We start from the raw sequence: 21,284 nt of genomic DNA on the forward strand, positions 1-21,284 counted from the left end.
CTGACCGTCGTCCTCGTCGACGCCCGCAACGGCGTCGTCGAGCAGACCCGCAGGCACGCGGCGATCGCCGCCCTGCTGCGGGTGCCGCACGTGGTCCTCGCCGTCAACAAGATGGACCTGGTCGGCTACGCGGAGCCGGTCTTCGCCGCGATCGCCGAGGAGTTCACGGCGTACGCGACCGAGCTGGGGGTGCCCGAGGTCACCGCGATCCCGATCTCCGCGCTCGCGGGCGACAACGTGGTGGACCCGTCCGCGACGATGGACTGGTACGGCGGCCCCACCGTCCTGGAACACCTGGAGACGGTCCCGGTCGCCCACGACCTGAGCCACTGCCACGCCCGGCTGCCGGTGCAGTACGTGATCCGCCCGCAGACCGCCGAGCACCCCGACTACCGGGGCTACGCCGGTCAGATCGCCGCGGGCTCGTTCCGGGTCGGCGAGGAGGTCACCGTGCTGCCGTCCGGCCGCACCTCGCGGATCTCCGGCATCGACCTGCTGGGCGAACCGGTCCAGGTGGCGTGGACGACCCAGTCGGTGACGCTCCTGCTGGAGGACGACATCGACATATCGCGCGGCGACCTGATCGTGCCGGGCACGGACGCGCCCGCGACCACCCAGGACATCGAGGCGACCGTCTGCCATGTCGCCGACGAGGCGCTGGCCGTCGGGCACCGGGTGCTCCTCAAGCACGGCACCCGCACCGTCAAGGCGATCGTCAAGGACATCCCGTCCCGCCTCACCCTCGACGACCTCTCCCTGCACCCGCACCCGGGGCAGCTCGTCGCCAACGACATCGGCCGGGTGAAGATCCGCACCGCGGAGCCCTTGCCGGTGGACGCGTACGCCGACTCCCGGCGCACCGGCTCGTTCATCCTGATCGACCCCAGCGACGGCACCACGCTCACGGCCGGCATGGTCGGCGAGTCCTTCGCGGCTCCCGAGCCGGTCAAGGACCCCGCGGACGACGACGGTTGGGACTTCTGACCATGGCCGGGAACGACTTCTACTCCACGTTCGCGAAGGAGGGCGGCCGCGTCGGCAGCGGCGCCCTCGGCAGCGGGCAGGGCGGGGTGGCGCGATGTGCGCGATGACGTACGCGCACCGCCTGCGCGCCCTGTCCCCCCGCCGGACGTCTCCGAGACGACGAAGACACCCTGCCGACCTCCCGGCCACGACCTGAGAGACCGTGACCGCCGGGCCGACGAGAGGAACCCCTCCCGTGCCTGCCAACCGCTCAGCCCGTACCGGGTTCGCGCGCCGCGGTGCCGCCGTCCTGGCCGCACTGCCCCTGCTCGCCCTCGCCGCCTGCGGCTACGGCTCCGAGTCCAAGGACGACGCGTCGAACCAGAAGGTCGCCGCCGGGTCGAAGAAGATCGACGGTCTCGACTCCGTGAAGATCGGCTACTTCGGCAACCTGACTCACGCGACCGCGCTGGTCGGCCGTGAACAGGGCCTGTTCCAGAAGGAACTGGGCGCCACCAAGGCGCAGTACGCGACCTTCAACGCCGGGCCCTCCGAGATCGAGGCACTCAACTCCGGTTCCATCGACATCGGTTGGATCGGCCCCTCCCCCGCGATCAACGGGTACACCAAGTCGGCGGGCAAGAGCCTGAAGATCATCGGCGGTTCGGCGTCCGGCGGGGTCAAGCTGGTCGTCGACCCGAAGAAGATCACCTCGCTCGACGACGTCAAGGGCAAGAAGATAGCGACGCCCCAGCTCGGCAACACCCAGGACGTGGCGTTCCTCAACTGGGCCGCCGAGAAGGGCTGGAAGGTCGACGCGCAGAGCGGCAAGGGCGACGTCACCGTCGTCCGCACCGACAACAAGATCACCCCGGACGCCTTCAAGGCGGGCTCGATCGACGGCGCGTGGGTGCCCGAACCGACCGCGTCGAAGCTGGTCGCCGAGGGCGGCAAGGTGCTGCTCGACGAGGCGTCGCTGTGGCCGGACAAGAAGTTCGTGATCACCAACATCATCGTGCGGCATAGCTTCCTCAAGGAGCACCCGAAGGCCGTCGAGGCGGTCCTGAAGGCGGCCGTCGACAGCAACAAGTGGATCAACGCCAACCCCGACGAGGCGAAGGCGTCCGCCAACAAGCAGCTCGGCGTGGACTCCGGCAAGGAACTGCCCGCCGACGTCCTCGACCCGGCCTGGAAGTCCATCCAGTTCACCGACGACCCGCTGGCCGCCACCCTCGACACCGAGGCGCGGCACGCGGTCAAGGCCGGTCTGCTGGCCAAGCCCGACCTCAAGGGCATCTACGACCTCACGCTCCTGAACAAGGTCCTCAAGGCCCAGGGCGCGAGCACCGTGGACGCAGCGGGTCTCGGCACCAGCTGATCCGGCCCCGACGAGTTCCCAGGAGGTGACGACCATGGCCACGACCCTCGCCAAGGCCGAAGAGGCGGTCGAGCACGCCGCACGCATCGAGCACGTCTCCAAGTCCTTCACGACCCCGGCCGGGCAGCAGCTCGTCCTGGACGACATCACCGTCGATGTCGCGCCGGGCGAGTTCGTCACCCTCCTGGGCGCCTCGGGCTGCGGAAAGTCCACGCTGCTGAACCTGGTGGCGGGTCTCGACCGGCCCACCGCGGGCACCATCACCACCGACGGGCGCCCGGCCCTGATGTTCCAGGAGCACGCGCTGTTCCCGTGGCTGACCGCGGGCCGCAACATCGAACTCGCCCTGCGGCTGCGGGGCGTGCCCAAGCCGGAGCGGCGCGGCAGGACCGAGGAACTGCTCGAACTGGTCCGGCTCAAGGGCGCCTACGGCAAGCGGGTGCACGAGCTGTCCGGCGGTATGCGGCAGCGGGTCGCGCTGGCGCGGGCGCTGGCCCAGGAGAGCAACCTGCTGCTGATGGACGAGCCGTTCGCGGCGCTCGACGCCATCACCCGGGACCTGCTGCACGACGAACTGACCAGGATCTGGGCGGAGACGGGAGTCTCCGTGCTGTTCGTGACGCACAACGTGCGCGAGGCGGTACGGCTCGCCCAGCGGGTGATCCTGCTGTCCTCCCGGCCGGGCAGGATCGCCCGGGAGTGGACGGTGGGCATCCCGCAGCCGCGCCGGATCGAGGACGCGCCGGTGGCCGAACTGTCCCTGGAGATCACCGATGTACTGCGTGGGGAGATCCGCCGCCATGGCCAGCACTGAGACGCAACCGGCCCAGGACGCGGGCAGCGTCGAGGCCGGTCTCGACGCCCTGGAGACCGCGGCCGCCGGGCGGCCGCCCCTGCGGCACACCCTCGTCAACAAGGTCCTGCCGCCGGTCATCGCGATCGCGGTGGTCCTGGTGGCCTGGACGCTGCTGTACCCGGTCGTCGACGACCCGTCGAAGCTGCCGTCGCCCGCGGCGGTCGGGGCCGTCTTCAAGGACGCCTGGCTCCGGGGCGATCTGCTGGGCTACATCTGGACCAGCGTGTCGCGCGGTCTGCTCGGCTTCTTCTTCGCGCTGCTCATCGGCACCCCGCTCGGGCTGCTGGTGGCGCGGGTGAAGTTCGTGCGGGCGGCGATCGGGCCGATCCTCTCCGGGCTCCAGTCGCTGCCGTCGGTGGCGTGGGTGCCGCCCGCGGTGATCTGGCTCGGCCTGAACAACTCGATGATGTACGCGGTGATCCTGCTCGGCGCGGTGCCCTCCATCGCCAACGGGCTGGTCTCCGGCGTCGACCAGGTGCCGCCGCTGTTCCTGCGGGCGGGCCGCACCATGGGCGCGACCGGGCTGAAGGGCGTCTGGCACGTCACGCTGCCCGCCGCGCTGCCCGGCTACGTGGCGGGGCTCAAGCAGGGCTGGGCGTTCTCCTGGCGGTCGCTGATGGCCGCGGAGATCATCGCGAACTTCCCCGATCTCGGCGTGGGCCTGGGGCAGTTGCTGGAGAACGGCCGCACGGCGAGCGACATGGCGATGGTGTTCGAGGCGATCCTGCTGATCCTGTTCGTCGGCATCGCGATCGATCTGCTGATCTTCAGCCCGCTGGAGCGCAGGGTGCTGCGCGGCCGCGGTCTGCTGGTGAGGAGCTGAGGCAGTCCCATGAACGTCCGGCAGGTCTCCCCCGTTCTCGTCGTCATCGCCCACGGCAGTCGCGATCCCCGGCACGCGGCGACCGTGCACGCCCTGGTGCGGCGGGTACGGTCGCTGCGGCCCGGACTGCGGGTGGAGACCGGCTTCCTGGACTTCAACATCCCTTCTGTTCCGGCGGTGTTGGAGTCCCTGGCGGCGGAGGGCGTCCGTGACGTGGTGGCGCTGCCGCTGCTGCTGACCCGCGCCTTCCACGCGAAGGCGGACATCCCCGCCGTGCTGCGGGAGGCGCCCCGGCGGCTGCGCGTGCGCCAGACGGAGGTGCTCGGCCCGTCGCCGCTGCTGCTGTCCGCGCTCGAACGGCGGCTGTACGAGGCGGGGTTGACGCCCGCGGACAAGGCGTCGACCGGGGTCGTGCTGGCCTCGGCGGGGTCGACGGACCCGGAGGCCATCGCGGTGATCGGGGACGTCGCGCGGCAGTGGCGGGAGACCGGCTGGCGGGCGGTGCGGCCCGCGTTCGCGTCGGCGGCGCTGCCCCGCACCGAGGACGCGGTGCGGGAGCTGCGCGCGCTCGGCTGCGAGCGGGTGGCGGTGGCGCCGTACGTGCTGGCGCCGGGCTTCCTGCCCGACCGGATCGCGCGGGGCGCGGCGCAGGCCGATGTGCTGGCCGACGTGCTGGGTGCCTCGCCCGAGGTGGCGCGGGTGGTGCTGGGCCGGTACGCGGAGGCGGTCGCCGGTGGCCCGGCGGCCCTGCGTCCGGTGCTCAGCGCCTGACCCCGGCCGCGCCGCCCGCCCGTCGCGCGTCCCGCGCCCGGGAGCGGCCGCTCAGGACTCCTCGACGGCCGCACCGGACTCGACGGCCGCATCCGACCCGTCGGCCTCAGCAGCCTCGGCGAGACGCAGGAGATCGGGCAGGGGGAGCGATCCCGGGGCCCGGCGTTCGGCGGCGAACCGGTCGGCGAGGCGTTGCAGCAGCTCGTTCAGAGGGGTCGGCACACCGTGCAGGCGGCCCAGGAGGGCGATCTCGCCGTTGAGGTAGTCGGTCTCGATGGTGCCGGTGGCCCGGGTGAGGGACTGCCAGGACGAGCCGCCGCCGCGCGGGGTGCCCTCCATCGGCACCTGGTCGACCTTGTGGCCGCGCACCGCGCGCTGCTCCTCGGGGCTCGCGTGGCCGATGCCGGCCGCGTCGAGGACGGCCGCGCCCTCGGCCCGCACCCGGTCGAGGAGGGCCGCGGCGTCGTCGTGCTCCAGGGGCCCGGTGAGCGCTTCGACGGCGTTGCCGAGGTTGGCGAGGAGTTTGGCGTGGCGCCAGCGCTCGACGTCGGCGGCGACGGGCGCCTCGAAGCGTGCGGTCTCCAGGTCGGCGGCGACCGCGCGGGCGGTGTCGTCGGTGCCGTGCGGGTAGCGGCCGATGTGCAGGATGCCGGTGAGCGGGGCGCCCGCGGCGGAGACGGCGCCGGGTTCCAGATGGGTGGCGGGCAGCCAGACGCAGACGCCGTAGACGCGGCGGAAGACGCGCAGTGCGACGCGGGTGCTCTCCACGCCGTTCTGCGCGCACAGCAGCGGCAGCCGTTCGGCCGCGGTGCCGCCACCGGCCACCGGCGCGGGTCCCCAGGCCCGGAGGGCGTCCTCGGTGTGCTGGGTCTTGACGGCGAGCAGCAGGACGTCGTCGGGCCGCAGCTCGCCCAGTTCGGCCGGGCCCTCGACGGCGGGCAGGCGGTGGGTGAACTCCCCGTCGGGGACGGTGAGTCGCAGTCCGTCCCGGCGCAGCGCCGCGAGGTGGGCGCCGCGCGCCACCAGGACCACGTCGTGTCCCGCGCCCGCGAGACGTCCGCCGATGGAACCGCCGACGGCTCCCGCTCCGATGATGATGTAGCGCATGGGGCGAGCCTCGCACACGGTCCGTGGGGGCGGGGGGGCGGTGTCAGCCGGTCGGGCGGGTGAGTTCGGCGAGTCTGGCCGCGGTGTTCCAGTTGCGGGTGGTGGCGATCAGGCCCCTGTTGACGCGGGGGCGGGCGAGCGCCTCGGCGAGCTTGGAGCGGCCGAGGCCGTCGGGGGCGTACAGGTACAGGGCGCGGTCGCCGAGGCGGAACTCCTCGGGGAGGTGGGTGTCGCGGTCGATGTCGGTGAAGCGGGCCGGGTCGGCGGGGGCGGAGAAGTAGGTGACGTGGAGCTGTCGGGGTTCCAGTTCCGCTGCCGGGAAGGGGCAGTCGTCGACGACCGCGCGGAGGTAGGCGTGGTCGCGGACGATCACGTCCACCGGGAAGCTGAATCGTTTCTCGATGGCTTCGGACAGCTCGGCGGCGAGGCTCTCCTCGTCGCCGCGTGCGGTGGTGAAGACGGCCTGGCCGCTCTGGAGGTGGGTGCGGACGCCGCCGTGCCCGAGGCCCTCCAGGAGCTGTCGCAGCTCGGCCATCGGGAGTTTCTTCCTGCCGCCCACGTTGATCCCGCGCAGGAGCGCCGCGTACGTCGTCGTCATGCGCACACCATAAGTCGCCGGTGGGGCCGCGCGGGGGTGGGCGCGGCGGCCGGTCCACGGGTGGCGCACGCGCCGGTGTGCGCGCCTGGCCGGTGCGCCCGGCGGGCGGCGGCTCCCGCGCCCGCGTCACCGGCGTCCGGCCCCCGGCCGCGGACCCGGCACCCCGAGACCGCGCGGCCCGGCCCCCGGGGCGCGCTCCCGTCCCGGACCCGACGGGTGGGGCGCGTCCCCGTCCCCGACCCTGACGGGCGGGGTCCCGCGACCCGGAGACGGGGCCCTGCCGACCCCGATAGATGTAAGGGACCCGGCTCCTCCGCGGCGGTGAGCCGGCGCCGTCCGCACGGAGGAGCCCGCGGCCCTCCGGGTCACCGGGGAGCAGGACGAGGGACGCTTATCCCGCACATACCTTCGAAGCGGAGGTGACGGCAGGGGGCTGTCACCGCGCACACGAGGGCAGGCCCGTCATGGGGAACGGACAGGCGCGGGTACGGGGCATCGCCGCGCGGGCGGGCGGCTGGAGCGCCCGCCACCGGTGGGCGGCGGTCGGCATCTGGATACTGTTCGTCGTACTGGCGACGGGGCTCGGTTCGGTGGCGGGCCGCGTCGACGTCAAGGACAGCGACCAGCTCAAGGGGGAGACGCACACCGCCGCGCGGATCGTCGAGGAGGCCGGGATCGAGGAGCCCGCGGGCGAGACGGTCCTCGTGCAGGCCACGGGCGACGGCGTCAGGGCGACCGACGCCGGGTTCCGTTCGGCGGTCACGGCGGTGATGACGGCGGTCGAGGGCACCGGCGAGGTCACGGGCGTGAAGTCGCCCTACGACACCGGCACGGTCTCCGGGGACGGGCGCAGCGCCCTCGTCCAGTTCGACATGCGGGGCGCCTCCGACACCGCGGGCGACCGGGTGGGCCCGGTCCTCGACGCGGTCGCCGGGGTGCAGAAGGAGCACAGCGGGCTGCGGATCGAGGAGATCGGCGGCGCCAGCATGCACAAGACGTTCGACGACGCCTTCGGGGACGACTTCCAGAAGGCCGAGCTGTCCGCGGTGCCGGTCGCCCTCGGCATCCTGCTGATCGCGTTCGGCGCGCTGGTGGCGGCGCTGCTGCCGGTGGCGCTGGCGATCACCGCGATCGTGGCGACGATGGGTCTGATGGGCGTCGTCAGCCATGTCCAGCCGATGAGCGACACCGCCAACTCGGTGATGCTGCTGGTCGGTCTGGCCGTCGGTGTCGACTACTGCCTGTTCTATCTGCGCCGGGAGCGCGAGGAGCAGGCCGCCGGACGGGACGCGGCGACCGCGCTGCGGATCGCGGCCGCCACCAGTGGCCGCGCGATCGTCGTCTCCGGCGTCACGGTCTGCGTGGCGATGGCGGGCATGCTGTTCACCGGGATCTCCGACTTCGAGGCGATGGGCCTGGCCTCGCTGATGGTGGTCGCCGTCGCGATGGTCGGCTCGGTGACCGTGCTGCCCGCGCTGCTGTCGCTGCTCGGCGAGCGGGTCGAGAAGGGCCGCATCCCCGTCCTGCGCAAGGCGATGGAGCGGCGGTCCGCGCGGACCGGCGGCGAGAGCCGGTTCTGGCGGACCGTGCTGCGCGGCGTCCTCGCGAAGCCGCTGGTCTCCGTGGTCGTCGCGGCCGGGGCGCTGCTCGCCGTCGCCGCGCCCGCGCTCGGCATGAAGACCCAGAACCTCACCCTGGACCAGGAGTTCGGCGACTCGCTGCCCATCGTGCAGACCTACAACCGGGTCAACGAGGCGTTCCCCGGCGGTTCGGAACCGGCCGAGGTGGTCGTCAGCGCGCGGGACATCGCCGCGCCCGAGGTGCGGGCCGCGCTCGCCGCCTTCAAGAAGCGTGCCGTCTCCTCGGGCGCCTCGCGCGGCCCGGTGGAGATCAGGCTGCACGACGCGCAGAACGTCGCCGTCGTCCGGGTGCCGCTGGTCGGCGGCTCCGACCTGGAGGCGGCGGGCGCCAGCCTGACGACGCTGCGCGACGAGGTGCGCCCCGCGACCCTCGGGAAGGTGGCCGGGGTGCGGGCGCCGATCACCGGCCAGGTCGCCGGATCGCTGGACTTCAACGCCCAGTTGACCGGCGCGGTCGTCCCGGTCTTCGTCTTCGTGGTGGTGTTCGCGTTCGCGCTGATGCTGCTGTCGTTCCGCTCGCTGACGGTGGCGGCCACCTCGATCGTGCTCAACCTGCTGTCGGTGGGCGCCGCGTACGGCATCCTCGTCGCCGTCTTCCAGCACGGCTGGGGCGCGTCCCTGGTCGGCGCGGAGGGCGTCGGCGCGATCATCTCCTGGCTGCCGCTGTTCCTCTTCGTGATCCTGTTCGGCCTGTCGATGGACTACCACGTCTTCGTCGTCTCCCGGATCCGTGAGGCCCGCCTGCGGGGGCGTTCCACCCGGGACGCGATCGAGCACGGCGTGGTCACCACGGCGGGCGTCGTCACCAGCGCCGCGGTCATCATGGTCGCCGTGTTCGCGATCTTCGGGACGCTCTCCATGCAGTCGATGAAGCAGATGGGCGTCGGCCTGGCCGCCGCGGTCCTCATCGACGCGACGGTCATCCGGGGCGTGCTGCTCCCCGCGGTGATGGCGCTGCTCGGCGAGCGCAACTGGTACTTCCCGAGCTGGCTGCGCCGACTGCCCGACCTCACCCACGACGAGACGCCGCTGCCGCCGGCCCGCCCGGCGGCCCGCGACGACGAGGGCGAGCCCCTGCGGGTGTGACCGACAGGCACCCGCCCGTGCCGGAGAGCCCGTTGATGTCCCGGGGGGACCAACGGGTTCTCCTCTGCCCGGGGTTGACGGACTTGCCCGGTCCGTTACGACGGGTCCTCCGCTCTCCCCGCTGCCGAGGCGGCGGGCGTCAGGGACCGGCCGGACGGGGCCTGTGTCCCGGGAGTTCGGCCTCGATCAGGTCGGCCGCCCGCTCGACGCCGCCCTCCGCCGCCGTCTCGGCCTTGAGCCTGGCTAGCCGACGGGCCGTGGCGGGGTCGTCGACCAGGGCGAGCGCGGTGGCGCGCAGGGTCGCGGCGGTCGCGTCCGCGGTGTCTACCCGGCGGGCCACGCCCAGCGCCTGGAGCAGATCGGCGTTGCCGAACTGGTCGACCGCCTGCGGGACGGCGATCATCGGGGTGCCGGTGACGAGGCCCTCCTGGCTGCCGCCCGCCCCGGCGTGGGTGACGAACAGGTCAGCCTGCCGGAGGATCGCCAACTGCGGCACCCAGTCGTGCACTTCGACGTTGGCCGGGACGTCCCCGAGCGCGGCCGGGTCCACGTGCCGGCCGATCTGGAGCACCAGGTGCCAGCCGGGCAGGCCGCCGAAGGCCCGCACGCACTCCCGGTAGAAGTCGGGCCGGTCGGTGAAGGCCGAGCCCAGCGACACCAGGACCACCTTCCCGGCCTCCGGCGGGCGCCGCCAGCCGCCCTGTGCCGCCCGGTCGCCCTGGCAGGCGCCGACGAAGGTGTGCACGCGGGTGTCGACCCGGTCGGCGTGGGGCTGCAGGGCGCGCGGGATCAGCACCAGCGACCGGTCCGGCCTGCCGACGAAGGGGTCCGGGTGACGGGTGACGCCGTTCTCCGCCAACCACGCCTGGAACCGGGCGTAGTAGGCCCGGCCGCGCTCGGTGCGGCGGGGCTCGGCCCACATCGGTTCGGCGACCTCCTTCTCGTACCCCTCCCAGGCGACGAGGTTCGGGGAGAGGGAGATCGCCGGGACGCCCCAGCGGTGCGCGAGGACCCGGGCCGGATAGGAGGTGATGTCGTGCAGCACCAGATCCGGTTCGTCGCCCTCGTACGCCTCGGCCAGCTGGGGCAGCGCCTGGACGGCGTCGTCGAGGAAGGGTTCGACGTGGTCGAGCAGGGTGGTCCCCCAGGCCGCCGGGTCGTCGTCGGGCGAGGGCAGCACGGAGTGCCAGGTCCTGGGTTCGGCGCCGGTCCCGGCGACCTTCTCCGCGAAGACCGGCGGGATCGCGTACGTGACCCGGTGCCCGCGGCGGACGAGTTCGCGGATCACCTCGATGCTCGGGTTCACGTGCCCGTGGGCGGCGATGGAGAACATGGCGATGTGGGCGGGTGCGGTCATGACGACGACGCTAGGCGAGACGAAACGTCTCGTGCAATCTGTTTTCCGCGACGGGAGGCGACGGGGACGGAAGGGGCAGGACGGCGGGCGACGGGAGGGCGCGGGTGCGGGGCGGGGAGCAGGGGTGGGGAGGAGTGCGGGCGGGGGTCCGTCAGGTGGCCGGGCGGGCGGTGCGGGTGGTGCGGATGGGACACTGACCGGCGGTGCCGACGGCGAGGGCCCGCGGATGTGCCGGTGGGCGCACCCGCCGGGGCTCCGCGCGGGAGGGCACCGCACGGATCACGACACGGAGGCGGACGATGGACGAGGCACGGGCCCGGGAGGTACTGGCCGCGGCGGAGGTGCTGCCCGGCCCGGCGGACGGGGCCCGGCTCCTCGCCCTGGGCGAGAACGCCGTCTTCGCCGCCGGTGACCTGGTGGTCAAGGTCGGCCGGGACGCCGAACTCCTGGACCGGGCCCGGCGCGAGCTGTCCGTCGCCCTCTGGCTGGCGGAGGCCGGGGTGCCCGCCGTACGGGCGGCCCGCCCGGAGCCGCTGCTGGTCGAGGGGCACCCGGTGACCGTGTGGGAGCGGCTGCCCGACCCGGTGCGCCCGGCCAAACCCGGCGACCTGGCCGGGCTGCTGCGGCTGGTGCACGCGCTGCCCGCGCCGCCCTTCGCGCTCCCGGCCCGTGAGCTGCTGGGCGGGGTGGAGCGCTGGCTGCGGCTCGCGGGCGACACCGTCGACCCCGAGGACGCGGCCTATCTGCGGGAGCGCCGGGACGGTTTCGCGGCAGCGGCGGCGGCGCTCACCCCGCATCTGCCGCCGGGCCCGATCCACGGCGACGCCCTGCCGCGCAATGTGCACGTCGGCGCGGACGGCCCGGTCCTGGTGGACCTGGAGACCTTCTCCGCCGACCTGCGCGAGCACGACCTGGTGGTCATGGCCCTGTCCCGGGACCGGTACGGGCTGCCCGCCGAGGCGTACGACGCCTTCACCACGACCTACGGCTGGGACGTGCGGGAGTGGGCGGGCTGTTCGGTGCTGCGCGGCGCCCGCGAGACGGCGAGCTGCGCCTGGGTTGCCCAGCACGCGCCGGGCAACCCCGAGGCGCTGGTGGAGTTCCGGCGCCGGGTGGCGTCCCTGCGGGACGGCGACGAGTCGGTCCGCTGGTACCCCTTCTGAACCGCGCCGCGGCTCAGCCGACCGTCTCCCCGGCCGGTGCGCGCAGCGGCCAGGTGCCGTCCACGACGGCGTCCGTCTCGCCCTTGCGGCGCAGGAAGTCCTGGAAGTCGGCCGCCCACTCGGCGTACCAGGCGATCTGACGGCGGTGCAGTTCCGCCGGGCCCAGCTCCGCGACCTTCGGGTGGCGCTCGGCTATCGCGGTGGCCAGCCGGGCTGCGGCGAGGGCGTCGGCGCCCGCCTCGTGGGCGGCGTCGAGCCGGACGCCGTACTCGGTGCAGACGGCCTCCAGGTTGCGTTTGCCGCGGCGGTAGCGGTCGACGCGGCGGTCGATGGTGTACGGGTCGACGACGGGCGCGGGCTCGCGGCCGCCGAGGCGCTCGCTCAGCGACGGCAGTCCGTGCCTGCGCAGTTCGGCGGAGAGCAGGCTCAGGTCGAAGGCGGCGTTGTACGCGACGACCGGGACGCCCGCGTCCCAGTAGCCGGTGAGGGTGTCGGCGATGGCGTCCGCGACCTCGGCGGCGGGGCGGCCCTCGGCCACGGCCCGCTCGTTGGTGATGCCGTGCACGGCGACCGCGTCCGCGGGTATCTCCACGCCCGGGTCGGCCAGCCACTCGCGGTGGCCGCCGGGCTCCCGCGCCGTGACCTCGATCACGGCGCCCGTGACGATACGTGCCTCGTGCGGATCGGTCCCTGTCGTCTCCAGGTCGAAGCCGATCAGCAGCTCCCGGTGCCAGCCCATGCGTGGCCCCCCTTCTCGGTGGTGCGTTCCCCCAGTGGTCTCCCACCCTGCCATGGGCCACTGACAACCAGAGGGGCGCGTTCCGTTTCCGGCGGCGGGACGATCAGGACACGGGGCGCGAATCCGCCCAGGACATCTCGAACTCCTCGCGGTAGGTGGCGAAGAGTCCGACGTCGTCCGCCTCGTCCGTCTTCACCACCCGGTTGCCGTTGCGCAGCACCAGGACCGGCGCCTCCATGCCCCGGGAGCGGCGCAGGTAGGACTGGACGACGGCGATGCCGTCCGGGCCGTCGGCGTCGACCAGGTAGGCGGTGACGCGCGGGGTCTCGTCGTAGACCTGGATCTCGAACGCGCCGGGGTCGCGCAGCCGGGAGCGGACGCGGCGCATGTGGAGGATGTTCATCTCGACGGCGCGGCTCAGTTCGCCCCGTTTCATGCCGAGTTCGCGCTCGCGGCGCTTGACCGCGCTGGAGGCGGGGTTGAGGAACAGCAGCCTCACCCGGCAGCCGGCCTCGGCGAGGCGGACCAGGCGGCGCCCGGAGAAGTTCTGCACCAGCAGGTTCAGGCCGATGCCGACGGCGTCCAGGCGGCGGGCGCCGCCGAAGATGTCCTCGGCCGGGAACTGGCGCAGCAGGCGGACCCGGTCGGAGTGGACGGCGACGACGTCGGCGTACCGTTCGCCGACCAGGTCCTCGACGGCGTCGACCGGCAGCCTGCGCGCGGAGGGCACGTCACCGGCCGAGCCGAGGGTCTCCAGGATGCGCGCGGAGGCGCGTTCGGCCTGGTTGAGGACGGCCTCGGAGAGGGCGCGGTTGCGGGAGACGACGTTGCGGGTCACCTCCAGCTCGTCCAGGGCGAGTTCGACGTCGCGGCGGTCGTCGACGTACGGCTCGAAGCACGGCCAGTGCTGCACCATCAGCTCGCGCAGCTGGGGCAGGGTGAGGAAGCTGAGGACGTTGTCGTCGGCCGGGTCGAGCAAGTAGCCCTTGCGGCGGCTGACTTCGCGGACGGCGACGGCGCGCTGCACCCACTCCTGCCCGGCCGGTCCGGCGGCGGCGACCACCCAGTCGTCACCGTGGACGGGTTCGTAGACGGGCCGCAGCACGGCCGCCACGACCGCGCGCAGCCGCTGTTCGACGAGGTTCAGCCAGATGTAGGCCCGGCCCGCCCGCTGGGCGCGTGTGCGCACCTCGCGCCAGGCGTCGGCGTCCCAGTCCAGCTCCGGGCCGATGGAGGTGGTCTCCATCGGCCGGGCCAGGGACACCGTGCCGGGCGGGACTTGTGCGGAGTTCCCCTCGCGACCGTCGTCGCCAGGGGGCAGCTCCAGCCCTCCCGCGCCCACCCGCGCACCGCCTTCCGCTCCCCCGAGCAATCCCCGTGCCAATGATCAAGGAAGGGTACTCCGGGAGCGGTCGGCGGTGCAGCCGGATGGACAGGTCGTTTCTCAACTGCGCGGTGTGACTTGTCCGTTCTGATCGGCCAGGGCGGCCGGGGTGAGCGGATTCATGGCGGTGACGTCACGAGGGGCGATGGAGAATCCCTGCCAGTGGACCGGCATGGGCTGCTGGTCCTCGTCCCGGGCGATGTGGTGGAACCCGACGTTGACCCAGGTGATGGGGTGAGTGAGGGTCTGCCCGTTGACCCAGGCGTCCACGGACTTGCCGTGCCCGGACGGGCAGGCGCCGGTGTTGTTGCTGGCGAACTGTTCGCACTTGTTGTATTCGGTGAAGTACACGTCGTGCCGGGTGAAGGTCCGGCCGAGGAACTTGGTGGTGGCGCCCGGCACGATCTCGTAGGAGCGGGCGTGGCCGTCCTTGTTCTTGCCGGTCGCGCTGACCATCCGCCACCAGCGGTAGTTCTTGGCGTCACCGGCGAGTTCCTTGGTGACCTTGGTGACGGTGGTCCTGTTGGTCGGCGCCTCCTGGCCGCGGGCGGGCGCGGTGACCTTGGAGTCGTACTGCTCGACGCGGCCCTTGGTGGAGCCGTCGAGGCCGAAGTCGAGGCGCCAGAACACGTTGTGGCTGTGGCTGGTGGCGTACGCCTTGGGGCCCTTGCCGATCGGCCAGCCGCGGCCGTCGCCCGCGTCGTAGTCGCCGGGCGAGAGGCTGCCGGTGGCGCCGACGTTCATGGCGACGGTGCCGTCGTCCTGGAAGCGCCACTCGGTCATGTACTCGTACCAGCCGACCTTGTTGACGGTGTAGATCAGCAGGTCCTTGCCCTGCTGCTGGTACACCTTGTTGCCGGTGTCGGCCTGCATCCGGTAGGCGTGGCCGCGGGCCCGGGTGGTGGCGCACAGCCCCTTGATGTTGGGGTTGTCCGAGTAGAAGGCGTCCGGGACCTTGACGGTCTTGATGGTGCCGCCGGGGCACTCCGCGGCGTTCATGTTGACGAGGCCCTGCGCGAAGCCGAAGCCGGTGAGGTCGTCGTACTCGACGCTGCCGTCGTCGTAGGGGACGTCGATCTGGCCGAGGCGGGCGCTGTTGAGGACCTTGACGGGCTTGGTCTCGCCCTTGGGCTGGTAGGAGATCTTCTCCAGGACCAGCCCGGCCTTGCTGTCGTAGTGCCAGCACATCCGCCAGGTGGTGCCGGTGGAGAGCTTCTGTTCGATGCGGTAGGCGGCGCTGCAGTCGGCGGCAGCGGCGGCGGCTCTCGGCTGCCGCTGGGGCCGGGCGTCGGCGGGGCCCGCGCCGGCCGTGGCGCCCACGGCGAGTGCGGCCACGGCGACGCCCAGGGCGGCCCGGCCGCGGGCACGGCTGATGCTGTTCACGCGCATGGAGAGGTGACTCCCTTACAGGAGGAGCGAGTTCGGAGGAGGGCGCGGGACGGTCAGCCGCGGCCGAGCGCGACGACGGTGCGGTCGCTGAGGTCGATCACCAGGTGGCGGGCGTCGATCCAGGGGCCGTTCCTGACCTTCGGGAACAGCCGGACGCACCGGTGGTCGCCGCACGCGGCGAGTCGCTCGGGCCGGACGCCGGGAGTGGCCCGGTAGACGGCGCCGTTGACCAGGAGCTGGCCGGGCGAGGTGAGCACGTCCCCGGTGGCGTCCTTGAAGTCGGCCTTGAGTCCGGCGCCGAGCGGGTCGGCGATCAGGAGCTTGGTGGCCTCGTCGAACTCGGCCCGGCTGAGCGGCGGTTGGACGCCGTGCTGCCGCGTGGTGCTCTCCACCCGGCCGGTGGCGAGGTTGACGGTCTTGGTGACGAGGGCGTCGTCCTTGTAGTCGTAGAACGCGACCTCCGCGCGGCGCGGCGCGTCCGGGGCGGTGTCGCCGTTCTCCGGCTCCGCGAGGTCCACGCTCAGCCGCTGCGGTCCCCGTCCGCCCGCCACGTTCTGGGTGGCGCCGAACATCGGCGGGTCGACGGCGATCTTCTCGACGCGCTTCAGCTCGTCGTCGGTGAGCGGGTCGCGGCCGGTGCCCCGGGCGCCCTCGGCGGGCGCCCGCTCGACGACGGCCTGCGGCACCACGTCGCCCTGCCCCTGTCCCTGCTGCCCGGCGCCCGCCGCGCCGTCCGCGGTGCCGTCGGCACCCGCCGTCCCCGGCAGGGTGACGGCGACCATGACGGCGGTACCGGCCACCGCGATCGCCGCGCCTGCCACCACCTTGCCCAGGTGGCGGTGGACTGTCCTGCGCACATTCTCCCCCTGCTCCCCCGGCGGATCACGCGGGCGGATCCCCTGCGCCCCCGGGAGTACGTCTCGGCCCCACACATTCGGCACCTCCGGAGTGCGGTGGTCAGGCCGCACACCGGGTATGCACTGGTCGAGAGGTAAGAGGCACGTAAGTCGTCGAGGGTTCCATCACTTTCGGGGAGACTCGGGAGCAAGGCGCGTACGGGGGCGCGCTCGACCTGGAAGAGTCATGACATGCAGGTCTGGCCTGGCGAGGCGTATCCGCTCGGTGCCACGTACGACGGCGCCGGAACCAATTTCGCGGTCTACACGGAGGCCGCGGACCGAGTAGAGCTGTGTCTGCTGCACGACGACGGCTCGGAGACGGCGGTGGAACTGCGCGAGAGCGACGCGTTCGTGCGGCACGCGTACCTGCCCGGCATCATGCCGGGGCAGCGGTACGGGTTCCGCGCGCACGGCCCGTACGCTCCCGAGCGCGGGCTGCGCTGCAACTCCGCGAAGCTGTTGCTCGACCCGTACGCGAAGGCCGTCAGCGGCTCGGTCCGCTGGGGCGAGGAGGTGTACGGCTACCACTTCGGCGAGCCCGAGAGCCGCAACGACCTGGACTCGGCGCCGCACACGATGACGTCGGTCGTGATCAACCCCTACTTCGACTGGGGCGACGACCGGCGCCCCAGGACCCAGTACCACCACACGGTGATCTACGAGGCGCACGTCAAGGGCCTCACCATGAGCCACCCGGGGCTGCCGGAGGAACTGCGCGGCACCTACGCGGCGCTGGCCCATCCGGCGGTCATCGAGCATCTGGTGGAGCTGGGGGTCACGGCGCTCGAACTGATGCCGGTGCACCAGTTCGTCAACGACCACCGGCTGGTGGACATGGGCCTCAACAACTACTGGGGCTACAACACCATCGGCTTCTTCGCCCCGCACAACGCGTACGCCTCCTGGGGCGACCGCGGGCAGCAGGTGCTGGAGTTCAAGTCGGCGGTGCGGGCGCTGCACGAGGCCGGCATCGAGGTCATCCTGGACGTCGTCTACAACCACACCGCCGAGGGCAACCACCTGGGGCCGACGCTGTCCTTCCGGGGCCTCGACAACCCGTCCTACTACCGGCTGACGGACGACGCCCGCTACTACATGGACACCACGGGCACCGGCAACTCGCTGCTCATGCGGTCGCCGCACGTCCTCCAGATGATCATGGACTCGCTGCGGTACTGGGTGACCGAGATGCACGTCGACGGGTTCCGCTTCGACCTCGCGGCGACCCTGGCCCGGCAGTTCCACGAGGTGGACCGGCTGTCCTCGTTCTTCGACCTGGTCCAGCAGGACCCGGTGGTCTCCCAGGTGAAGCTGATCGCCGAGCCGTGGGACGTCGGCGAGGGCGGCTACCAGGTGGGCAACTTCCCGCCGCTGTGGACCGAGTGGAACGGCAAGTACCGGGACACCGTGCGGGACATGTGGCGCGGCGAGCAGCGCGCGCTGGCCGAGTTCGCGTCCCGGCTGACCGGTTCCTCCGACCTCTACCAGGACGACGGCCGCCGTCCGCTCGCCTCCATCAACTTCGTGACCTGTCACGACGGTTTCACCCTGCACGACCTGGTCTCGTACAACGACAAGCACAACGACGCCAACGGCGAGCAGAACCGGGACGGCGAGAGCCACAACAGGTCCTGGAACTGCGGGGAGGAGGGCGACAGCGACGACCCCGAGGTGCTGGAGCTGCGGGCCCGGCAGATGCGCAACTTCATCGCGACGCTGATGCTCTCCCAGGGCGTGCCGATGCTCAGTCACGGCGACGAGTTCGCGCGCACCCAGCGGGGCAACAACAACGCCTACTGCCAGGACAACGAGCTGGCGTGGGTGCGATGGCCGCAGGAGGGCGACGGGCTCGCCGCCTTCACCAAGGCGATGGTGTGGCTGCGCAAGGACCACCCGGTCTTCCGCAGGCGGCGCTTCTTCCACGGGCGGCCGGTGGAGGGCACTCACGACGAGCTGTCGGACATCGCCTGGTTCACCCCGGAGGGCCAGGAGATGACCCAGCGGGACTGGGACTCGGCGCGGGCGTCCGCGCTGAGCGTCTTCCTGAACGGCAACGCGATCTCCGAGCCGGACGCGCGCGGGGAGCGGATCACCGACGATTCGTTCCTGCTGATGTTCAACGCCTCGCCGAAGCCGCTCGACTTCGTGGTGCCGGTGGACCACGGGCGGCAGTGGCAGGTGGTGGTCGACACCGCCCGCGCGGACGGCGTGCCGCCCGGCGAGGGCCCGAAGGTGCGGGCCGGTGAACGCCTGACCCTGGTCGACCGCAGCATGACGGTGCTCCAGCGCCCGGTGTAGTCACGGCGGACCGCCGCCGGAAGCGGGGCGCGCGGCGGCGGGATGTCCGGCGGCGGGGTGTCCGACGGCGGGCGGGGCGGGGTGTGCCGGGGCTTCGGGGAGCCCCGGCGGGCGCCGCCCGGCTCTGTTCCGGACGCCCGGCTCTGTTCCGGGCGGCTCGCTCTGTTCCGGGCGGCTCGCTCTGCTTCGGGCGCCCCGCTCTGCCACGGACGCCTCGCTCTGCCCCGGGTGCCGGCTCTGTTCCTGGCGCCGCGCTCTGCCCCGGGAGCCCCGGCGATCCCGGAAGCACCGGTGGTCCCAGGCGTCCCGGCGATCCCGGGCGTCTCTGTGGCCCCGGGCGGCCCTCGGAGCGGGCCTCCGGCGCGTCCCCCCTCGGGGTCGATACACCCGTGCAGGGGCGGCGATGACAGGAATGGCGGCGGGGCGGGTACGTAGGTTCCCATGACATCTGAGCGCCCCGAGCCCGTCGTGCCCACGGCCACCTACCGGCTTCAGCTCCAGCCCGCGTTCCCGTTCGCCGCGGCCGAGGAGGCGGTGCCGTACCTCGCCTCGCTGGGCGTCTCGCACCTGCATCTGTCGCCGGTCCTGGAGGCGGTGCCGGGTTCGACGCACGGCTACGACGTCGTCGACCACGCCCGGGTGCGGGAGGAACTCGGCGGCGAGGAGGGGCTGCGCGCGCTGGCCCGCACGGCGCGCGAGCACCGGCTCGGGCTGATCGCGGACATCGTGCCGAACCACATGGCGATGGCCCCGCGTCACAACCACGCCCTGTGGGAGGTGCTGCGGGAGGGCCCGGGATCGCCGTACGCGCGGTGGTTCGACATCGACTGGGAGGCGCGCGGCGGCCAGGTGCTGCTGCCGGTGCTCGGCGGGCCGCTCGGCGGCGAGATCGACGCGCTGCGGGTCGACGGCGACGTGCTGCGCTACCACGACCACGAGTTCCCGCTGCGCGAGGGCACCGCGGGACTGCCGCTGCCGCGGCTGCTGGACGCCCAGTGGTACCGCCCGGTGTGGTGGCGGCTGGCCAGGACCGAGCTGAACTACCGGCGGTTCTTCAGCATCTCGGAGCTGATCGGGGTGCGGGTCGAGGACCCGGAGGTGTTCGCGGCGACCCACGCGAAGACGCTCCAACTGCTGCGCGAGGGCGTGCTGGACGGGCTGCGCGTCGACCATCCGGACGGGCTCGCCGACCCGGACGGATATCTGGCGCGGCTGCACGAGGCGACCGGCGGCCGGTGGACGGTGGTGGAGAAGATCCTGGCGGCCGGTGAGCCGCTGCCGCCGTCCTGGCCGGTCGCGGGCACCACCGGGTACGACGCGCTGCGGCACGTCGACGGCGTCCTCACCGACCCGGCCGGGGTTGGTGAACTCCTGGGCGGCTACCGGCGGTTCGCGGCCCCGCAGACCGACCGGGGCGGGCAGTGGGACGCCACCGTGCGGCGGGCCGCCTACAAGGTGCTCACCTACGAACTGGCCGCCGAGACCGACCGGTTGGCCCGCACCGCGTCCCGGCTGTGCGCCGCCTCCGCCGACCCCGCGCTGCGCGACCGGGCGCCCTGGGCGCTGCGCACGGCGCTGGAGGAGCTTCTGGTCAGGCTGGGGGTGTACCGGCCCTACGAGTCGGGCGACACGGCGTCCGTGGTCACCGAGGAGGCGGCGGCGCAGGCCCGGCTCGCGTTCGTGGTCCCGGAGGAGGCGGGCGCCGTCGACGTGGTGCGCGACCTGGTCCTCGGGGTGGCCTGTCCGGGCGCGGAGGGCGCCGAGTTCCGCGCCCGGTTCGCGCAGACGGCGTCGGCGCTGCGGGCCAAGTCCGTGGAGGACACGGCGTTCTACCGCTACGTCCCGCTGCTGTCGGCGACCGAGGTGGGGGGTGAGCCCGGGAGCCCGGCGGTCTCCCCCGCGGAGTTCCACGCCCACTGCGCGCGGGTGCAGCGCGACTGGCCGTCGACCGGGACCGTCGTCTCCACGCACGACACCAAGCGCAGCGCGGACGTCAGGGCGGCGCTCGCGGTGCTCACCGAGTGCCCGGGGCGGTGGGCGGACGCGGTCACCGCGGCGACCCGCGCGGCCGGGGACGTACCGGACGGCCAACTCGCCTGGGCGGCCTGGCAGACGCTGTTCGGCCTCGGCGAGCCGGACGGTGAGCGGATCGGGCCCGCGCTGCTCAAGCACGTGCGCGAGGCGGGCCTCTACACGAGCTGGACGGAGCGGGAACCGGCCTACGAGGAGGCGGTGACGGCGTTCCTCGCGGCCGGTCCGTGCGGGCCGCCCGGACGTCATGTGACCGCGCTGCGCGACGCGTTGGCCGACCCGGTGCGCACCAACGTGCTGAGCGCGGCCCTGCTCCATCTGACGATGCCGGGGGTGCCGGACGTGTACCAGGGCAGCGAGACGGAGTTCAGGGCGCTGGTCGATCCGGACAACCGCGGGCTGGTGCGGTTCCCGCCGTCCGAGCCGGGCGAGAAGGCGGCGCTCACCCGGGCCGCGCTGCGGCTGCGGGCCCGGCGTCCGGAGGCGTTCGGCGACACCGCGTCGTACGCGCCGCTGCCGGCCGAGGGCCCGGCGGCGGACCACTGCCTGGCGTTCTCGCGGTCGGGGGAGGTCGTCACGGCGGTCACCCGGCTGTCGCTGCGGCTCGCGGAGGCGGGCGGCTGGCGGGACACCCGGCTCGCGCTGCCGCCGGGGCGCTGGGCCGACGCGCAGTACCCGGAGCGGGAGTTCAGCGGCCCGACGCCCGTCGCCGACCTCTTCGGCCGGGTGCCGGTGGTGCTGCTGGCGCGGGTGGAGCAGGGCTGAGGCGACCGGCGGCCGGGCGGCGACGGCCGCCGGGCCG

The 21,284-nt window shown here is 73.2% G+C and carries 15 protein-coding genes and 1 pseudogene; 9 read left to right on the top strand and 7 right to left on the bottom strand.

Annotated elements, in window-relative coordinates; genetic code table 11:
* The 5 genes from GA0115242_RS01190 to GA0115242_RS01215 all read left to right on the top strand — a co-directional run.
* On the top strand, nucleotides 1–984 hold a 984-nt coding region (locus GA0115242_RS01190), incomplete at its 5' end, for a sulfate adenylyltransferase subunit 1 (RefSeq protein ID WP_093823534.1).
* Nucleotides 985–1,219: 235 nt separating this feature from the next.
* Nucleotides 1,220–2,341 (top strand): aliphatic sulfonate ABC transporter substrate-binding protein, encoded by a 1,122-nt coding sequence (locus GA0115242_RS01200; RefSeq protein WP_093823538.1) that lies wholly within the window; start codon nucleotides 1,220–1,222, stop codon nucleotides 2,339–2,341.
* Between the two features lie 34 nt (nucleotides 2,342–2,375).
* The gene (locus GA0115242_RS01205; RefSeq protein ID WP_093823540.1) at nucleotides 2,376–3,155 is read left to right on the top strand and encodes an ABC transporter ATP-binding protein; all 780 of its coding nucleotides are present in this window, start codon (nucleotides 2,376–2,378) and stop codon (nucleotides 3,153–3,155) included.
* Nucleotides 3,142–4,020, top strand: coding sequence for an ABC transporter permease (locus GA0115242_RS01210; RefSeq protein WP_093823542.1), 879 nt, complete (start codon nucleotides 3,142–3,144; stop codon nucleotides 4,018–4,020). Before GA0115242_RS01205 ends, GA0115242_RS01210 begins: the two co-directional genes overlap by 14 nt.
* A 9-nt stretch (nucleotides 4,021–4,029) precedes the next feature.
* The gene (locus GA0115242_RS01215) at nucleotides 4,030–4,791 is read left to right on the top strand and encodes a sirohydrochlorin chelatase (RefSeq protein ID WP_093823544.1); all 762 of its coding nucleotides are present in this window, start codon (nucleotides 4,030–4,032) and stop codon (nucleotides 4,789–4,791) included.
* Between the two features lie 51 nt (nucleotides 4,792–4,842).
* Here the strand turns inward: GA0115242_RS01215 and GA0115242_RS01220 are convergent, their stop codons facing one another.
* Together GA0115242_RS01220 and GA0115242_RS01225 are read right to left on the bottom strand one after the other, a co-directional pair.
* On the bottom strand, nucleotides 4,843–5,898 hold the full coding sequence (locus GA0115242_RS01220; protein ID WP_093823546.1) for a ketopantoate reductase family protein: 1,056 nt from the start codon (nucleotides 5,896–5,898) through the stop codon (nucleotides 4,843–4,845).
* Between the two features lie 43 nt (nucleotides 5,899–5,941).
* Nucleotides 5,942–6,496, bottom strand: coding sequence for a DUF1697 domain-containing protein (locus GA0115242_RS01225; RefSeq protein ID WP_093823549.1), 555 nt, complete (start codon nucleotides 6,494–6,496; stop codon nucleotides 5,942–5,944).
* Nucleotides 6,497–6,960: 464 nt separating this feature from the next.
* Here GA0115242_RS01225 and GA0115242_RS01230 point away from each other — a divergent pair, with 464 nt between their 5' ends.
* Nucleotides 6,961–9,222: an MMPL family transporter gene (locus GA0115242_RS01230; protein WP_093823551.1), complete on the top strand. Its 2,262-nt coding sequence runs from the start codon at nucleotides 6,961–6,963 to the stop codon at nucleotides 9,220–9,222.
* Between the two features lie 139 nt (nucleotides 9,223–9,361).
* On the opposite strand, the pseudogene mgt reads toward GA0115242_RS01230, so the two are convergent.
* Nucleotides 9,362–10,616, bottom strand: a pseudogene (gene mgt, locus GA0115242_RS01235) (macrolide-inactivating glycosyltransferase).
* Between the two features lie 262 nt (nucleotides 10,617–10,878).
* Between mgt and GA0115242_RS01240 the strand changes: the two are divergent.
* On the top strand, nucleotides 10,879–11,742 hold the full coding sequence (locus GA0115242_RS01240; protein WP_093823554.1) for a phosphotransferase enzyme family protein: 864 nt from the start codon (nucleotides 10,879–10,881) through the stop codon (nucleotides 11,740–11,742).
* Nucleotides 11,743–11,755: 13 nt separating this feature from the next.
* On the opposite strand, the gene GA0115242_RS01245 is transcribed toward GA0115242_RS01240, so the two are convergent.
* The 4 genes from GA0115242_RS01245 to GA0115242_RS01260 all read right to left on the bottom strand — a co-directional run bounded on the left by GA0115242_RS01245 (nucleotide 11,756) and on the right by GA0115242_RS01260 (nucleotide 16,111).
* Nucleotides 11,756–12,481 (bottom strand): 3'-5' exonuclease, encoded by a 726-nt coding sequence (locus GA0115242_RS01245; RefSeq protein WP_093823556.1) that lies wholly within the window; start codon nucleotides 12,479–12,481, stop codon nucleotides 11,756–11,758.
* Between the two features lie 103 nt (nucleotides 12,482–12,584).
* Nucleotides 12,585–13,823 (bottom strand): SAV2148 family HEPN domain-containing protein, encoded by a 1,239-nt coding sequence (locus GA0115242_RS01250; RefSeq protein ID WP_093823558.1) that lies wholly within the window; start codon nucleotides 13,821–13,823, stop codon nucleotides 12,585–12,587.
* 102 nt (nucleotides 13,824–13,925) lie between these two features.
* The gene (locus GA0115242_RS01255; protein WP_093823560.1) at nucleotides 13,926–15,254 is read right to left on the bottom strand and encodes a copper amine oxidase; all 1,329 of its coding nucleotides are present in this window, start codon (nucleotides 15,252–15,254) and stop codon (nucleotides 13,926–13,928) included.
* A gap of 53 nt (nucleotides 15,255–15,307) precedes the next feature.
* Nucleotides 15,308–16,111, bottom strand: coding sequence for a Tat pathway signal sequence domain protein (locus GA0115242_RS01260; protein WP_093823561.1), 804 nt, complete (start codon nucleotides 16,109–16,111; stop codon nucleotides 15,308–15,310).
* 231 nt (nucleotides 16,112–16,342) lie between these two features.
* Here GA0115242_RS01260 and glgX point away from each other — a divergent pair, with 231 nt between their 5' ends.
* Both glgX and treY read left to right on the top strand, forming a co-directional pair.
* Nucleotides 16,343–18,451 carry a glycogen debranching protein GlgX gene (glgX, locus tag GA0115242_RS01265; protein ID WP_093823564.1) on the top strand — a complete coding sequence of 703 codons (2,109 nt, stop codon included), beginning with the start codon at nucleotides 16,343–16,345 and terminating at the stop codon, nucleotides 18,449–18,451.
* 441 nt (nucleotides 18,452–18,892) lie between these two features.
* Entirely contained in the window at nucleotides 18,893–21,247 is a 2,355-nt protein-coding gene (gene treY / locus GA0115242_RS01270; protein ID WP_093823566.1) for a malto-oligosyltrehalose synthase, read from the top strand.
* Nucleotides 21,248–21,284 lie beyond the last annotated feature (37 nt).

Origin of the sequence: Streptomyces sp. SolWspMP-5a-2 (genome assembly GCF_900091845.1) — a bacterium.
Taxonomy (GTDB): Bacteria; Actinomycetota; Actinomycetes; order Streptomycetales; family Streptomycetaceae; genus Streptomyces; species Streptomyces doudnae.

Bases quoted from the DNA above. Each gene is read 5' to 3' on its own strand.
- GA0115242_RS01205 (WP_093823540.1), top strand. From the start codon at position 2,376: ATGGCCACGACCCTCGCCAAGGCCGAAGAGGCGGTCGAGCACGCCGCA.
- GA0115242_RS01210 (WP_093823542.1), top strand. From the start codon at position 3,142: ATGGCCAGCACTGAGACGCAACCGGCCCAGGACGCGGGCAGCGTCGAG.
- GA0115242_RS01215 (WP_093823544.1), top strand. From the start codon at position 4,030: ATGAACGTCCGGCAGGTCTCCCCCGTTCTCGTCGTCATCGCCCACGGC.
- GA0115242_RS01220 (WP_093823546.1), bottom strand. From the start codon at position 5,898: ATGCGCTACATCATCATCGGAGCGGGAGCCGTCGGCGGTTCCATCGGC.
- GA0115242_RS01225 (WP_093823549.1), bottom strand. From the start codon at position 6,496: ATGACGACGACGTACGCGGCGCTCCTGCGCGGGATCAACGTGGGCGGC.
- GA0115242_RS01230 (WP_093823551.1), top strand. From the start codon at position 6,961: ATGGGGAACGGACAGGCGCGGGTACGGGGCATCGCCGCGCGGGCGGGC.
- GA0115242_RS01240 (WP_093823554.1), top strand. From the start codon at position 10,879: ATGGACGAGGCACGGGCCCGGGAGGTACTGGCCGCGGCGGAGGTGCTG.
- GA0115242_RS01245 (WP_093823556.1), bottom strand. From the start codon at position 12,481: ATGGGCTGGCACCGGGAGCTGCTGATCGGCTTCGACCTGGAGACGACA.
- GA0115242_RS01255 (WP_093823560.1), bottom strand. From the start codon at position 15,254: ATGCGCGTGAACAGCATCAGCCGTGCCCGCGGCCGGGCCGCCCTGGGC.
- glgX (WP_093823564.1), top strand. From the start codon at position 16,343: ATGCAGGTCTGGCCTGGCGAGGCGTATCCGCTCGGTGCCACGTACGAC.
- treY (WP_093823566.1), top strand. From the start codon at position 18,893: ATGACATCTGAGCGCCCCGAGCCCGTCGTGCCCACGGCCACCTACCGG.